The 13,672-nt window shown below is 50.6% G+C and carries 18 protein-coding genes; 13 read left to right on the top strand and 5 right to left on the bottom strand.

From position 1 onward, the window contains the following. The first annotated feature begins 98 nt into the window (after window positions 1-98). The 5 genes from EYB30_RS08955 (at window position 99) to EYB30_RS08935 (ending at window position 5,397) form a co-directional block, all read left to right on the top strand. Window positions 99-1,325, top strand: a complete 1,227-nt coding sequence (locus EYB30_RS08955; RefSeq protein WP_166838570.1) for a threonine/serine exporter family protein — start codon at window positions 99-101, stop codon at window positions 1,323-1,325. A 78-nt stretch (window positions 1,326-1,403) separates the two neighbouring features. Then, window positions 1,404-1,838: a YybH family protein gene (locus tag EYB30_RS08950; protein WP_166838569.1), complete on the top strand. Its 435-nt coding sequence runs from the start codon at window positions 1,404-1,406 to the stop codon at window positions 1,836-1,838. An 11-nt stretch (window positions 1,839-1,849) separates the two neighbouring features. Further along, window positions 1,850-2,194 carry a YciI family protein gene (locus tag EYB30_RS08945; protein ID WP_166838568.1) on the top strand — a complete coding sequence of 115 codons (345 nt, stop codon included), beginning with the start codon at window positions 1,850-1,852 and terminating at the stop codon, window positions 2,192-2,194. 6 nt (window positions 2,195-2,200) lie between these two features. After that, complete coding sequence (locus EYB30_RS08940) at window positions 2,201-3,430, top strand: RNA polymerase sigma factor (RefSeq protein ID WP_166838567.1); 1,230 nt, start codon at window positions 2,201-2,203, stop codon at window positions 3,428-3,430. 101 nt (window positions 3,431-3,531) lie between these two features. Next, window positions 3,532-5,397: a glycoside hydrolase family 13 protein gene (locus EYB30_RS08935; protein ID WP_166838566.1), complete on the top strand. Its 1,866-nt coding sequence runs from the start codon at window positions 3,532-3,534 to the stop codon at window positions 5,395-5,397. A 95-nt stretch (window positions 5,398-5,492) separates the two neighbouring features. On the opposite strand, the gene EYB30_RS18500 is transcribed toward EYB30_RS08935, so the two are convergent. Continuing rightward, on the bottom strand, window positions 5,493-5,798 hold the full coding sequence (locus EYB30_RS18500; RefSeq protein WP_174978740.1) for a hypothetical protein: 306 nt from the start codon (window positions 5,796-5,798) through the stop codon (window positions 5,493-5,495). A gap of 141 nt (window positions 5,799-5,939) precedes the next feature. Between EYB30_RS18500 and EYB30_RS08925 the strand changes: the two genes are divergently transcribed. From EYB30_RS08925 to EYB30_RS08910, 4 genes are all read left to right on the top strand, one after another. Continuing rightward, window positions 5,940-6,434, top strand: a complete 495-nt coding sequence (locus EYB30_RS08925) for a Tse2 family ADP-ribosyltransferase toxin (RefSeq protein WP_166838565.1) — start codon at window positions 5,940-5,942, stop codon at window positions 6,432-6,434. Then, window positions 6,431-6,781, top strand: a complete 351-nt coding sequence (locus EYB30_RS08920; RefSeq protein WP_166838564.1) for a hypothetical protein — start codon at window positions 6,431-6,433, stop codon at window positions 6,779-6,781. The genes EYB30_RS08925 and EYB30_RS08920 overlap by 4 nt, the downstream gene beginning before the upstream one ends. Window positions 6,782-7,018: 237 nt before the next feature. Continuing rightward, window positions 7,019-7,390, top strand: coding sequence for a PH domain-containing protein (locus EYB30_RS08915; protein WP_166838563.1), 372 nt, complete (start codon window positions 7,019-7,021; stop codon window positions 7,388-7,390). A gap of 79 nt (window positions 7,391-7,469) precedes the next feature. Continuing rightward, window positions 7,470-8,234, top strand: coding sequence for a MipA/OmpV family protein (locus EYB30_RS08910; protein ID WP_166838562.1), 765 nt, complete (start codon window positions 7,470-7,472; stop codon window positions 8,232-8,234). Window positions 8,235-8,268: 34 nt separating this feature from the next. Here the strand turns inward: EYB30_RS08910 and EYB30_RS08905 are convergent, their stop codons facing one another. From EYB30_RS08905 to EYB30_RS08895, 3 genes are all read right to left on the bottom strand, one after another. Beyond that, a complete protein-coding gene (locus tag EYB30_RS08905; protein WP_206674602.1) occupies window positions 8,269-8,877 on the bottom strand; it encodes a hypothetical protein in 609 nt (202 codons plus the stop codon). A gap of 96 nt (window positions 8,878-8,973) precedes the next feature. After that, window positions 8,974-9,543 (bottom strand): hypothetical protein, encoded by a 570-nt coding sequence (locus EYB30_RS08900; RefSeq protein WP_166838560.1) that lies wholly within the window; start codon window positions 9,541-9,543, stop codon window positions 8,974-8,976. A gap of 13 nt (window positions 9,544-9,556) precedes the next feature. Further along, window positions 9,557-9,889 (bottom strand): hypothetical protein, encoded by a 333-nt coding sequence (locus EYB30_RS08895; RefSeq protein WP_166838559.1) that lies wholly within the window; start codon window positions 9,887-9,889, stop codon window positions 9,557-9,559. A gap of 257 nt (window positions 9,890-10,146) precedes the next feature. On the opposite strand from EYB30_RS08895, the gene EYB30_RS08890 reads away from it, so the two are divergent. Genes EYB30_RS08890 through EYB30_RS08875 form a run of 4 tightly spaced genes read left to right on the top strand, consistent with a single transcriptional unit; the run spans window position 10,147 to window position 12,003 of the window. Continuing rightward, complete coding sequence (locus EYB30_RS08890; RefSeq protein WP_166838558.1) at window positions 10,147-10,512, top strand: ArsR/SmtB family transcription factor; 366 nt, start codon at window positions 10,147-10,149, stop codon at window positions 10,510-10,512. Next, window positions 10,509-11,021, top strand: a complete 513-nt coding sequence (locus tag EYB30_RS08885; protein WP_166838557.1) for an SRPBCC domain-containing protein — start codon at window positions 10,509-10,511, stop codon at window positions 11,019-11,021. Before EYB30_RS08890 ends, EYB30_RS08885 begins: the two co-directional genes overlap by 4 nt. A gap of 15 nt (window positions 11,022-11,036) precedes the next feature. Next, the gene (locus EYB30_RS08880) at window positions 11,037-11,600 is read left to right on the top strand and encodes a DUF5655 domain-containing protein (RefSeq protein WP_166838556.1); all 564 of its coding nucleotides are present in this window, start codon (window positions 11,037-11,039) and stop codon (window positions 11,598-11,600) included. Between the two features lie 31 nt (window positions 11,601-11,631). Beyond that, the gene (locus EYB30_RS08875) at window positions 11,632-12,003 is read left to right on the top strand and encodes a VOC family protein (RefSeq protein WP_166838555.1); all 372 of its coding nucleotides are present in this window, start codon (window positions 11,632-11,634) and stop codon (window positions 12,001-12,003) included. A gap of 59 nt (window positions 12,004-12,062) precedes the next feature. Here the strand turns inward: EYB30_RS08875 and EYB30_RS08870 are convergent, their stop codons facing one another. After that, on the bottom strand, window positions 12,063-13,529 hold the full coding sequence (locus EYB30_RS08870) for an MFS transporter (RefSeq protein WP_166838554.1): 1,467 nt from the start codon (window positions 13,527-13,529) through the stop codon (window positions 12,063-12,065). Window positions 13,530-13,672 lie beyond the last annotated feature (143 nt).

Raw genomic sequence — 13,672 nt, 5'->3', positions numbered from 1 at the left:
TGACTGAACCAGTTCGATGCCAACACGCCAATCTAATCTCTGGTATCAACGGCTTTTTCTATTACAATGACTACGTTATCTGACCAAGGATGCCATAAGTGTACACAGCCGATTTTAACCACAAACGCAAATTTATCGTCAAACTGGGCAAGATGCTGCATAAGTACGGCACGCCGGCGTACCGGCTGGAAGCACACCTGGCCGAGCTGACCACGCACCTGGGGTTAAAAGGCTCTTTTATTATTTCGCCGACCTCGATGACCTTTGTGCTGTGGACCGAAGGCCATGAACAGGAATATACCCATGCCTCACGGGTTAACCCCGGCGATCTGGATTTAGGCGCGTTGTCACGTACCGACGAATTGGTCGATCAGGTATTGCAGGGGCATGTCAGCATTAATGAAGCCGATGCGCTGTTAGATGCCATTGATATGCGCCCCAGCTCCTACGGCAAACTGGCGACTGCGGTTGCCATGATGGCCTCCGGTGGCGCCTTTGCCATGCTAATGGCCACCAGCTGGAATGATGTGCTGTGGTCATCCCTGTTATCACTGCTGGTGTATCTGTTTATGCTGTGGGCGGCGCACTCGGTGCGCATCGCGAATATGCTTGAGCCCCTGGTCGCTATGGCAGCCGGTATAGCCGCCTGCGCCATCAGCGCCTATATCGACCCCGGCATTAATATCCGTCTGGCGGTGCTGTCGGCGATTATTTCCTTTATCCCCGGTTTAGCCCTGACTATCGGCTTTGCCGAACTGGCCGCAAGGCATCTGGTGTCGGGCAATGCCCGCATTATGGATGCCTTAATGCTGCTGTTTAAGCTGTATTTTGGCGCCCTGCTCGGCATCGCCATCGGTTTTGCGTTATTTGGTGTGGTCGATTTCGTCAGGCCTGAACCGATATCGCGCCATTTCGCCTGGCTGGCGGTGGGCATACTGGTCGGCTCGCTGGTGGTGCTGTTTAAAAGCCGCGGCAAGTACACGCTGTGGTCAATGGCGGCAGGCTTTATTGCCTACGGCACCAGTTACGCGGGTGCCAGTGTATTTGACGCCACCATTGGTGCCTTTCTCGGCGCTTTTGCCGTTGGCCTTTACAGTAATCTGTTTACCCGGCTGGCCAAGGCGCCGGCGGTTATCGTGGCTATGCACGGCTTAATCGTACTGGTGCCGGGTAGTAAAACCTATATCGGGCTAAACTCGCTGATTTCCGGCCAGGACTTTGTCGTGTCAGACCGGGTGGGCCAGCAAACCTTCTTAATTTTAATGGCGCTGGTAGCCGGGCTTATTTTTGCCAATGTGGCCCTGCCGCCGAGAAAAAGTTTGTAAAAACGACCGGCGGTTGTCGATTTCATCGTTGCTGTAACGACCAGTTATACCTTTTGATGGTAAAACAGGAGCAACATCATGCATAACAGCCAACACGTGCAACACATTACCGATCTGCTTACCGCTTGGGCCAATGCGGTACGCGCCAAAGACGTTAGCAAAATTATGGCGCTGTACCATAACGATATTGTCGCTTTTGATGCGATAGCCCAGTTGCAATTTAAAGGCAAAGCCAACTATCGCGAACACTGGCAACGCTGCATGGAATTTTGCAGCGGCGAATCCATGTTTGAAATCCACCAATTGCAGGTACGGGCGGATCAGCAGCTGGCTTTTAGCCACAGTTTAAACCACTGCGGCGGCACCAACGACAAAGGCGAAATGCAACGCTGCTGGATGCGCGCTACCCAGTGCTGGCAACAGGGCAACGACGGCTGGAAAATAGTACATGAGCACTACTCGATGCCATTTGACATGGAAAGCGGCGCTATTTTGACCAACTTAGCCCCTTAAGGAGCGCAGCGATGAAATATTTGTGTCTGGTGTACAGCGATGAAAACACCCTGCATAGTCTGCCCGACAGCCCACACGACAGCGAGTGCCAGGCCTATGCCGAAAAAGTACAGGGCAGTGGCCGCATGCTGGCGGCCGAAGCGCTGCAGCCGGTGAACACCGCCACGACTATTCGGGTACGCAGCGGTAAAGTCAGCATAACCGACGGCCCTTTTGCTGAAACCAAAGAGCAACTTGCTGGCTTTTATCTGGTAGAGGCGCATGACTTAAACGAAGCCATTCAGATTGCCAGCGGCATACCGGCGGCACGGGTGGGTTCGGTCGAAGTGCGGCCGGTGCGCCAACTTGAGGTATAACCGGTAATGCAGCCGCAGATCAGCGCTGAGCTTAGCACGCTGTATCAGCGTGACTCTCGCAAGGTACTGGCCACGCTGATCCGCCTGCTGGGTGATTTTGACTTAGCCGAAGAGGCGCTGCATGAAGCCTTTCACGCCGCGCTGCAACAATGGCCAAAGGACGGCATACCGGCTAACCCCATCGCCTGGCTGGTGTCGGCCGGGCGCTTTAAAGCTATCGATCAGCTGCGCAAAAGCGCACGGTTAAGCCAGTTACCGGATGAAATCTTACACCAGCTAAGCGCAGAAGACTCACCCGAGCCAGAGCCTATTGCCGACGATCAACTACGGCTAATTTTCACCTGCTGTCACCCCAGTTTAGCCACCGATGCGCAGCTGGCTCTGACACTGCGCGAGGTATGCGGCCTTACTACCGAGCAAATCGCCAGCGCCTTTTTAACCAGCCCCACCACAGTGGCGCAACGCATAGTACGTGCCAAAGGCAAAATCCGCGACGCGCGCATTCCGTACGAAGTGCCACCGCTTGGCGAGCTGCCGCAGCGGCTGGATAATGTGCTGCAGGTGATTTATCTGCTGTTTAATGAAGGGTATTCGGCGTCAATCGGTACACAACTGCTGGATATCAGCTTAAGTGATGAAGCAATACGGCTGGGCCGCTTAATGCTGCAACTGCTGCCCGATGCGGAAACCGCCGGCTTGCTGGCGCTGATGCTGCTACAGCATGCCCGCCGCGCCGCCCGCATCTCCGTCCAGGGCGAACTGGTATTGCTGCCGCAGCAGGATCGCAGTTTATGGCAGCAGGATGAAATCCGCGAAGGCAGTGAATTAGTGCAATGGGCACTGTGCACCCGCCGGATAGGCCCCTACACCCTGCAGGCAGCGATAGCGGCATTGCACTGTGAAGCGCCAACAGCTGCTGACACCGATTGGCACGAAATTAGCGGTTTATATAATTTATTGTTGCAAGCCGAGCCATCGCCGGTTGTCGCCCTTAACCGCGCCGTCGCCATTGCCATGCGCGACGGCCCGGCCGCCGGCCTGGCCCTGCTCTGCGAACTTGAGCAGCAAGGCGAACTTAGCCAGTACCACTTGCTTTATGCCGCTAAAGCCGACTTATTGCGCCAGCTGGGCCACAATGCAGAGGCAATACAGGCTTATCAACAAGCACTGCAGCTGTGTAAGCAAACGCCAGAACAACGTTTTTTACAACAACAAATTCGCCAGCTACTGCGCTAATAACCCGCACGACACACTGCAAACGTATGCAGCTTGCACGCCTCTTGCACCGAAAAGCCGGGCTGGCTAAGGTTTAGCCAGCATCAACGCAGGAGAGACAGATGAACCCTATTTCGGCAGCCTTTACCGCAAGCGCACTACTGGTTCTAGCCAGCAGTCCGCTGCTGGCGCAACAGGTACAGCGGATTGAACCGGCCAACTGGTGGGCGGGCATGCAGCACCCACAGCTGCAACTGATGCTATACGGCGATAAGCTGGCACAGTGCAATGCCAGCCTGAATTATCCCGGCGCTACGCTAACCGGAACCACTACCACCACTAACCCGAATTACCTGTTTATCAACCTGACGCTGGCTAGCGATATTGCCCCCGGTGACTTACCGATTCAGCTTCAATGTGCCGATAAGCGTCAGACCCTGCCATATCCGCTGTTAGCGCGCCGCCCCGGCTCAGCGCAGCGCCAAGGCTTTAACGCTTCTGATGTCATTTACCTGCTAACACCTGACCGTTTTGCCAACGGCGACCCGACTAACGATTCTGTGCCCGGCATGTTAGAGCCTGCTAATCGCAGCGATGACAGCGGCCGTCACGGCGGTGACTTGGCCGGTATGGTCAACGCCCTGCCGTATCTGGCCGATATGGGCTTTAGCGCAATGTGGCCCACGCCACTGACCGAAAATAACCAAAGCGCTTATTCCTACCACGGCTATGCCGCCACCGATTTATACAACATAGACCCGCGCTTTGGCAGCAATGCGCAGTATCGCGACTTAGTCGCCAAGGCCAATAAGCTGGGTATTAAGGTGATCCAGGATATTATTGTTAACCATATTGGCCATCAGCACTGGTGGCTAAGCGACCTGCCCGACACAAACTGGCTAAATAACCAAGCATTTTTAACCGGCGCTGCCTTTGTCGGCACCAACCATAACCGCAGCACCGTGCAAGACCCTTACGCCAGTAACATAGATAGCGCCCAGTTTACCGATGGCTGGTTTGTCGACAGCATGCCAGACTTAAACCAGCGCCACCCGCTGTTAGCCACCTACCTTATTCAAAACAGCATCTGGTGGGTGGAGTACGCTAACTTATCCGGCATTCGCGAAGATACCTACAGCTATGCCGACAAAGCCTTTTTAACCGAGTGGGGCCGCCGCCTGATGCTGGAATACCCCAACTTTAATATTGTCGGTGAAGAGTGGAGCCCCAACCCGCTTATTGTGTCGTACTGGCAGCGCGGCAAACACAATAAAGACGGTTATGTGTCGCACACCCCCAGCATGCTGGATTTTCCGCTGTACGATGCCCTGCTAAAAGCCTTAACCAGTGAAGAGAGCTGGAATGGCGGCTGGATTGACTTATATGAGATGCTCAGCAACGACCATGTGTATGCCGACCCGTTTAACCTGGTGATTTTTGAAGGCAACCACGATACGGCGCGCATTTTCTCTTTGTTAAATGAGGATATGGATTTATACCGCATGGCCATCAGCTACCTGGCCACCATGCGCGGTATACCGCAGCTGTTTTACGGCACTGAAATCGCCATGCAAAGCCCAAAACAGCGCGATGACGGCAAAGTACGCAGCGATTTTCCCGGCGGCTGGGCCGGCGATAAGGTCAACGCCTTTACCGGCAAAGGCTTAAACACCACGCAAAAAAGCGCCCAGCAGCTGGTAAAAACCTTACTGAACTGGCGCAAAACCGCCAGCGCCATTTACAGCGGCAAGCTAATGCACTTCGCCCCCGATAACGGCACCTACACTTACTTCCGTTATAACGATACGCAAACGGTGATGGTGGTGATGAATAAACAAAGCGAGCCGGTAACGCTGGACTTAGCCCGCTTTAATGAAGTGCTACCACTAGGTAAAACTGCCACTGAGGTGATTAGCGGTAAACAGATTAAGCTGGATAAGCAGCTCACCGTACCCGCCCGCGGCACCTTAGTGCTTGATATTCGTTAGTCTAGCGTGGTGTACCTTATGCTATGTGGCCTTTCGCTTGAAACCATGTATAAAGCCACTATATGGTTCAAAATGCTGCGACAATTGCTAATGAATTACTCAACCTCAACAAACTCATCCGGCTTAAAGTTATCTTTGTCAGCCTCATACCGGGCTTTAAAAGCCGCATCTCCTTTTTGATCTGATACCGGCCAGCTGATATCCAGATTTTTTAGAAAGTCATCAAACACTATCCAGCCGACAACATTGATGGAGGCGTCTAACTGCCACTGCTCGCCATCCCATGCGACAACGTCATAAGCGCCAAAGCCGGTTTGATAGCGCACAGCAACCAAATAGATACCTTGTTGTACAGGCTGTTTATCTTCAATCCAGTTAACGGCAAGTTTAGTTTTTGGCATTACATCTTATTCCTGAATGTTTCGGCGTTTTCAGACGCAAATAAACATGAATTTTATGTTTTTATTTTGTTAAATCATAGTTATTTGTGATAGCTTAATTTTGATTTACAAAATTCAGACTTTGCGAAAATAAGAGGTTTTATGTCAATTCTATTATCAAAAGGACAGTTCACTACTGTCGGACCAAACGAAATATGGAAAATTTACAATAACTTGCATGGGATTTTCAGAGGGGGCGGTAATTCAAGTTCTCCTAAGATCGCTCGTGCCGATGGGCCACGGAGGAAAGATTTGGATGTTCGTATTGATCCAGACACCGGCTTAGAGATGGTTTACCCTAACCCTATTAAAGGTTTGTCTTTTTCTGATAGCGTTGAAACTTTGGCAAAGAAGGCTTTGGAAGGCCAGGTGTGGGTAATACCTAAAGGTAGCAAAATTCCGGGTGATCTAGTGTTTAACATAAAGGATAAAGATCATCCCTTGCTAAACGTATCTAAGCCTATGACGGTGCTTGAACTAACGGCATTGCTTACTGAACTTGCCGCATTGATGAAGCCTTGTGATATAAAGATAGACAGGTATGGAAAAATAATTGAGACGTATCCCGGAGCCTTGTCCAAGGTGGTAAATTTATGATTAAGCGTGAAGTAGTAATGCCGGTAGAACTGGTTGAGGAAATTGCTCAAATTGTGCATAAAGAAGGCTACGAAGCGCTGAAAGAAGCTTTCCCTGCCGTTGATACAGTGCCACCGATTTTTTTAAGCGAAGAAGAAGCCGAAGCACTGATTGATTTAGCGGTAATAGAAAAAAAGAAAGCCCGGCTGATGTACCCCTTTTATGACGAAGATCACCCTCTGTTTAATGAGGAACATGAGGCAAAATTTGATGATGTACAGATGGGGATCTATGAGAAAACTATCTACTACGTCGAGTCAGCATTTAGAAAGGGTAGCTTTGATCACGTTATTAAATCAAACAACTGAGGCCATTGTTTCGTAGCCGCCGAGTTTTGCCGATTTGTCTATTATGCAAGACACCGTGCGGCTGGCGATACATCTTGGCCGTAGCAGCTGGACTGGCGGATATTCGTAATGGCAATACGGTAAGTGCAGAACAGGCAAAACAACTGCTGGGTATTAGCTAAGTGCGCGCAGCCTGATCCGCGTCTGGCGCAGTGAACGCCTGCTACACTTACCCGAAACAGTGCACAAGGACCAGCCATGATCGACTTTGATAACAAAACCGTGTTTAAGCTAAAACAAAACCCCGACTATGCCGACAAAGTAGCGGCGCTGTTGCTGCCGGACGAGCAGGTTGTCGACAGCTACAGCTCGCTGCGTGATGGCGTGGTATTTACCAGCAAGCGCATTATTGCGCTAAATGTGCAGGGCTTAACCGGCAGCAAAAAAGACTTCACCTCTATGCCGTATAAAAACATTGTGGCGTATTCGGTAGAAACTTCCGGCACCTTTGATTTGGACTCAGAACTGGAGCTGTACTTTTCATCGCTGGGTAAAGTGCGGTTTGAATTCAGCGGTAAAGCCGCCATTGTTGAGATATCCAGGCATATCTCGCAGCACGCGCTTAACTGATCGGTTTACCCTTTGTCACAGTAAACAAGATATTACCGTGGCACACTTGGCCTACGCCTGACTGAATAAAGGGAAACTTATGTCTGTTATACGTCCACTAGCGCTTGTCGCTGTTTGTAGCCTGCCGCTGTTAAGCACAGCGGCCTTTGCCCAACAACACCGCAGCGCCGAACCACCGCAGGGCTTTTTGTATGGCGTGGGCGTTGGCATAAACCAGGAGATTTACCGCGGTTATAAACGCCGGGTAATACCGTTGCCGCTGCTAGGATATCGTGGCGAGAAGTTATCGGTATACGGCCCTTTTGTTAGCTATGAGTTGGCCAAGGCCAATGACGTCAGCCTAAGCGCCAAACTTTCCCCACGCTTTGCTGGCTATGACGAGGGCGACAGTGATGTGTTTGTTGGCATGAAGCGTAAAAGCTCGCTGGATGCCGGCCTTGGCCTGCAATACCGCATTGATAACTGGACGCTGGACACCGAAGCCTTAACCGATGTGCTGGGCAACTCGAACGGCCAGGAACTGAAGCTCAAATTTAGCTATGGCCTGCGTTTTGGCCCACTGCAAGTTAGCCCGGAGGTGGGGGTAAGTTATTCCTCCAGCAAACTGGTGAATTACTACTACGGCGTGCGCGAAACAGAAGTCACCGCCGAGCGGCCTGCGTACCGGGCTGACTCTGCGGTAAACTACCACACCGGCGTCGCCCTTAGCACCCCGGTGTTTTTTGGCGGCATAACCCGGCTGGGTATACAGTACCACTGGTACGACAACAGCATCGCTAATAGCCCGCTGACCGACCGTGACAGCGGCGTCTCGGCATTTTTAGCCTGGAGCCGCTTTTTTTGAGCAGTGAAGAAAATGCTGTAGATGATTAAGTTGTTTAATTTTCTACTTGCCGCTGTTGGTTGCAACTCCACGCTGTTACCTGCGTTACTAAGAACTGATCAATTTGCAGATATGCGGCAATGTTTTCGGCTTCAACGTTGTAGGTTAACCAATACTTTCCCACATTCAGGTTACGAAAGCAGCTTCGACTACCATTAAAATTATCACTACAGCTTCCCCAGGGAACAAAGTTTTCACCTTCCCTGCGGCTGATATTCCAACTAAACTCGTCAGATGGTGTATCGGTATATAGACTCGCGTCCAGATCTGCTATTGCTCTTACCGCTGATGGATTAACAGTAAAAGCTTTTGCTGGTACCGTTCTGATATTGATGTAAAGCGGCTGTTTAAGCGTGTTGTTATTTAACCAGTTTATTTCGGCGTGATAACCCGGCACATGCCCGGCAACATATTCGGCAGGAAACATTAAGCTGGCGACCTCATACGTGTCCGCTATATCAAAGTTCTGATCTGTGCTCGCCGACACGCCTGGCAGTAGGAACTCTGCTGGCGGGCAAAGCTTCTGCGCAGGTGTAGCGTGCGAATCGATAAAAAACAGCAAGCCTGTTAACAGTAAGCCGGTGATAATTAATATTGGCTTCATTGAGATACCCCATTACGGCCGTCACTGCTGTCACAATCGTGGCAATAAAGGTGACCGTAAGTTTCAAACTGCAGATCATCAGGAATTGCGCTAAACCTATTCAATACTGATTGAGCGAAGCCATTGCTGTACGCCAACTTCATCGAAATTGCCAATTAAGCGGTAAAGATTGTTGCTATCGCCAACGATAATAAAAACTGTATTGTCAGCAGCGCCCTCATTTAACCGTATATATGCTACTATATTGTGTTTGTTAAATTGCATAAGCTTGGTATTAGCCTCAATACCAAATACCTGTAACAGTACCTGTTGTTTGGCTGTCAGATTTGAGCTATCAGGCCAGGAAAACAAGGTGTCTAACGCCTGACTGGCATTTGCTGCATCTAAGTGAGCAGGTAGGCCAGACAATGCTTTATCGGCAGATTCATAGCTAAGCGCATCAAAGCGATTGTCGCCTTGTTCAAATACCATAGTTGGTATTACACCTGCTAACACCGCGACTTTGCTGTTGGTTGTGGTATTAGTGCAAATATGTAGATCAACAAAAGTAATGGTGACATCGCCACTGTTGCAATTAAATGCTGGCCAGTTTGTAACAGATGGCTGCGCATGTAAACTGCAAGCAGACAGGGTAAGCAGAGAGAGCAATAATAGTTGTTTAATCATGTATCCGCCTTAGTTAGTAGGCCAATCCGGCCGCTGCCATCTCCAATGATGTTTTATGCTGCAGTATACGAGCACGCATGCAGGTTACTGATTGCTTCTGTTTTAGCTCTGCCATTACGCTTTTCGTTATGTTTTTAGCTAGCCACAAAATACTGGCTTTACCGCCGGTCGGCCTAGGCACCCAACGAAACGCATCTGAGCAGGTTCCGATCTCCGTCAATAGCTGACCAACAACTGCTGCAACATCTTCATTTATCTCACCCCGGAATTGGGCTTTAACTCCGGCACGGTGATAAAGCGTATTAATCAGTTCCCGTACATGTTGCTTTTGCTGTGGCGTTGCCATAGGTAATTCCTTATGCAATCAGTTTGAAGTCTAACCATAACCAAGCACAAATATAACACATTTAATTAACTAAATATAAATTCAAAATAAACCAATCACTTTCTTAACAAGAGCTAAGTTAAGATTTCAACATAATTTCCAAAAACTAGCCTACGGATTGCCTTAACTGGGCTATTGCACGGGCGCTAGCTTTCTACTGGTCGTACTTGACAGTTTCACCACCATAGGTAACCATTAGGTTACTTATTGGAGGTATTGTGAACGAGCAACAACTTGATACGGTATTTCTGGCGCTGGCAAACAGCAGCCGTCGGCAGCTGCTGGACCTTATCGCCGCCCGGCCCGGCTGTACGCTAAGCCAGTTACTCAGCGAGTTCGACATCAGCCGTATTGGCCTGATGAAGCATTTGCAGGTACTGCTGGATGCCGATCTGGTGATTGCACACAGGCAGGGCCGCGAGCGGCCGCTTTACTTAAACGCCGTGCCACTACAATTAATTCACGAGCGCTGGAGCGAGCAGTACCGCGACTTTTGGGCCAGCCAGCTTACCCGGTTGAAATACGCGGTAGAAAACCAGACTGCAGCAGAAAAAGTAACAACAAGAACAAAGGATAAGGTATGACGGATAGCAACAGGTTGGTCTCAAAAATAGTCATAAACGGTACGCTGGAAGCCATCTGGCGCGAGCTGACGAAAAGTGACGAGCCACAAGCGGCGGTGTTTAATGCCTGGCTGCATACCCAGGCGCTGGTGCCCGGCGCCAGCCTGCAAATGCGCACCGGTGATGGCCGCAACGTGCTAGTTATTGGCAAGGTGGTCGAATTTGAGCCGCCGCACCGCTTTGTGCATACCTTCCGCTTTACCCAATATGACGATCCGGAATGCACAGTAGCTTATCAGCTAAAGCAGCTAGAGCAAGGTGTTGAAGTAAGCCTGATTGTTGACAATCTGCCGGTCGGCAGCCGCACCGCCAAAGATATGAAAGGCGGCAGCACTATGATCCTGAACACGCTAAAAGCCGTGGTTGAAACCGGTAAGCCGACACTGGGCACACGCATTATGTATGCCCTGTTTAGCAAGCTGGGCTTTATTTTACCCAAACGCACCCGCGCCGAACACTGGCCACTATAAGTTAAGGAGAACCATATGACCGACGTAACAGCAGCTGAACAAAGCCAGTGGCGTAATCTGGAGCAAACTAGCGGCAAAAACCAGGCAGAGTGGCTGGCGCTGGCCAGCAGCCAAAACTTCAGCAAACACAGTGAACTGGTAAACTGGCTGAAAAGCGAATTTGGCCTTGGCCATGGCAATGCCAATCTGATTGCCCACCGCGCCAAACAAGCCGTGGCCGGTGGTGAACCGGCGGCAGAGGATCTGCTGGCTGCGCAATACAGCGGCGCTAAAGCGGGGTTAAAACCGCTGTACGACGAACTGATAAGTTTTGTGCAAAGCTTAGGTGATGATGTCGAGCTTAGCCCGAAGAAAGCTTATGTTAGCTTGCGGCGCAATAAGCAATTTGCTTTGCTACAGCCTTCAACAGCCAGCCGGCTCGATTTAGGCCTGAATTTAAAAGGCCTTGAGCCAACCGGAAAACTGGAAGCCTCCGGCAGTTTTAACGCCATGTGCAGCCACCGCATCCGCCTTAGCAGCGCGGCCGATATCGATGACAGCGTAAAACACTGGCTGGCAGAAGCCTATAACCGCGGCTAGACTGGATAAAAACGTTAACAAGGACGCGGTTATGCAACTGGGTGCCTTTTCGGTCAGTTTAGCGGTAAAGGATATTGCCGCCTCCAAAGCCTTTTATGAAAAACTCGGCTTTACTGCCATGGGTGGTGAGCAAAGCCAGGGCTGGCTAATTTTAAAAAACGGCGACACGATAATTGGTTTATTTCAGGGCATGTTTGACAAAAACATCCTGACCTTTAATCCGGGCTGGGATCAAAACGCACAAAACCTGGCTGAATTTACCGATGTGCGCACTATTCAACAGCACTTGCTGACACAGGGTATTACCCTGCTGCAAAGGGCCGATGACAGCACAACAGGGCCGGCGCATATCGTACTGGAAGATCCCGACGGCAATCAGATTATGCTGGATCAGCACCGCTGAAACAACGAAGGCACCTGCTCTGGTGCCTTCATTTCAACTGCTCTGACCCCTTGAACGGTTTAGCTGGTGCTTGTGACTTCCTGCTCTTTAACCAGCCATACCGACAAGGCACCCAGTACCATGGCAGCGCCCGCCAGCATCACGATATACACCGCATGGTTGTCAAATACGCTGCCTAATATCCAGCCGGCAATTAAGCCTGAGACAATTTGTGGTGCGGCGATGGTAAAGTTAAAAATCCCCATATAAACACCGGTTTTCTCCGGCGGTAACGCACCGGCCAGTATCGCATAGGGCATGGCTAAAATGGCTGCCCATGCAATACCGACACCGACCATCGGTAGCATCAGCCCCAGCGCGCCTTTAGGAATTTCTACCTGGGTAATTAACAGGTTTACATGCGTCATGCTGGGGTCAGTAAACAGCACAAAGCTTAAATAGCCCAGGCCACCGGCTAATAGTGAAAATGAGTAGACAAATTTGCGGCCAAACAGGTTAGCTAATTTCGCCATGACCAGTGAGAACATCACCGCAAACAGCGAGTAGCCGGCGTATAAAATACCCACCCAGTCACCGGCCGCGCCTTTGGCCGCGGCGATATGCGCCGGTACGCCGCCCATTTGCTTAATATAATCGCCGTTATACCACTCTACCCCGACACCCCAGGTGTTTTGCGCAATGGCCGCCGGGAAGTAAGTCCACATAATAAACAGCGCAAACCAGCTGAAAAACTGCACCAGTGCCAGTTGTTTCATAATCTTTGGCATGCTGAGCATAGTTTGCCAGAAGTCGCTTAACTTCTCGCCCAGGCTACGGGATTTACGCACCTGTTCGGCCAGTGCCTGTGCTTCGCTGTCCAGGCCTTTGTAGGCATAGTATTGCTCTGGCGCGTACTCTTTGGTGCGAAACACTGTCCACAATACGCTGCCCAGCAATACCGTTGCACCAATATAGAAAGCCCAGATTACGGAAGGCGCTACTTCGCCGGCTTTAGAAGCGTTATCCAGCCCGACTACGTTAGTAAGCACGAACGGCAAAATTGAGCCAAACACGGCGCCGATATTAATCAGCAGGGTTTGCACCGAATAGCCCAGGTTACGCTGCTCTGGTGGCACCATGTCCGATACCAGGGAGCGAAACGGCTGAAACGTGACGTTAAAAGCGGCATCCTTGATGGCGAAAATCAGCAAGCCAAATAACATCGGCGGAATAAAGGCCACCACCATCGACGAGTTTGGCAGTAACACCATCGCTGCTGCCGCAATCACAGCACCGCCAAGCATAAAGGGTAAGCGCCGGCCGAGTTTATTCCAGGTGCGATCAGAAGCAGCACCAACAATTGGCTGCACCAGCAGGCCCATTATCGGCGCCGCCAGCCAGAATAACGATAGCGACGATAAATCGGCGCCTAAATCTGACAAAATGCGGCTAACGTTGCCGTTTTGCAGCGCAAAACCAATTTGCACCCCTAAAAAGCCGAAGCTGAGGTTCCAAATCTGCCAGAAAGATAACTTAGGTTGTTTCATATCCGCTCCCCGGATGGATGTATTATTATCTGTGTAAGCGCAACAGATCGGTCTAAGCTACACGATAGCAGCCATTTTGCGCAAAATTGTGCATACGTATTCATCTTGTTGTTGCACTATTTTGGCGTTATTACCAAGGCTTA

This window comes from Rheinheimera pleomorphica, assembly GCF_011634895.1.
Lineage (GTDB): Bacteria > Pseudomonadota > Gammaproteobacteria > Enterobacterales > Alteromonadaceae > Alishewanella > Alishewanella pleomorphica.
The sequence above is the reverse complement of the archived record's forward strand: the minus strand, read 5'-3'. Positions and strand labels throughout refer to the sequence as shown.

Excerpts from the sequence above, each read along its gene's own strand:
- EYB30_RS08950 (WP_166838569.1), top strand. The coding sequence starts at position 1,404 with ATGCATAACAGCCAACACGTGCAACACATTACCGATCTGCTTACCGCT.
- EYB30_RS08945 (WP_166838568.1), top strand. The coding sequence starts at position 1,850 with ATGAAATATTTGTGTCTGGTGTACAGCGATGAAAACACCCTGCATAGT.
- EYB30_RS08940 (WP_166838567.1), top strand. The coding sequence starts at position 2,201 with ATGCAGCCGCAGATCAGCGCTGAGCTTAGCACGCTGTATCAGCGTGAC.
- EYB30_RS08935 (WP_166838566.1), top strand. The coding sequence starts at position 3,532 with ATGAACCCTATTTCGGCAGCCTTTACCGCAAGCGCACTACTGGTTCTA.
- EYB30_RS18500 (WP_174978740.1), bottom strand. The coding sequence starts at position 5,798 with ATGCCAAAAACTAAACTTGCCGTTAACTGGATTGAAGATAAACAGCCT.
- EYB30_RS08925 (WP_166838565.1), top strand. The coding sequence starts at position 5,940 with ATGTCAATTCTATTATCAAAAGGACAGTTCACTACTGTCGGACCAAAC.
- EYB30_RS08920 (WP_166838564.1), top strand. The coding sequence starts at position 6,431 with ATGATTAAGCGTGAAGTAGTAATGCCGGTAGAACTGGTTGAGGAAATT.
- EYB30_RS08915 (WP_166838563.1), top strand. The coding sequence starts at position 7,019 with ATGATCGACTTTGATAACAAAACCGTGTTTAAGCTAAAACAAAACCCC.
- EYB30_RS08910 (WP_166838562.1), top strand. The coding sequence starts at position 7,470 with ATGTCTGTTATACGTCCACTAGCGCTTGTCGCTGTTTGTAGCCTGCCG.
- EYB30_RS08905 (WP_206674602.1), bottom strand. The coding sequence starts at position 8,877 with ATGAAGCCAATATTAATTATCACCGGCTTACTGTTAACAGGCTTGCTG.
- EYB30_RS08900 (WP_166838560.1), bottom strand. The coding sequence starts at position 9,543 with ATGATTAAACAACTATTATTGCTCTCTCTGCTTACCCTGTCTGCTTGC.
- EYB30_RS08895 (WP_166838559.1), bottom strand. The coding sequence starts at position 9,889 with ATGGCAACGCCACAGCAAAAGCAACATGTACGGGAACTGATTAATACG.
- EYB30_RS08885 (WP_166838557.1), top strand. The coding sequence starts at position 10,509 with ATGACGGATAGCAACAGGTTGGTCTCAAAAATAGTCATAAACGGTACG.
- EYB30_RS08880 (WP_166838556.1), top strand. The coding sequence starts at position 11,037 with ATGACCGACGTAACAGCAGCTGAACAAAGCCAGTGGCGTAATCTGGAG.
- EYB30_RS08875 (WP_166838555.1), top strand. The coding sequence starts at position 11,632 with ATGCAACTGGGTGCCTTTTCGGTCAGTTTAGCGGTAAAGGATATTGCC.
- EYB30_RS08870 (WP_166838554.1), bottom strand. The coding sequence starts at position 13,529 with ATGAAACAACCTAAGTTATCTTTCTGGCAGATTTGGAACCTCAGCTTC.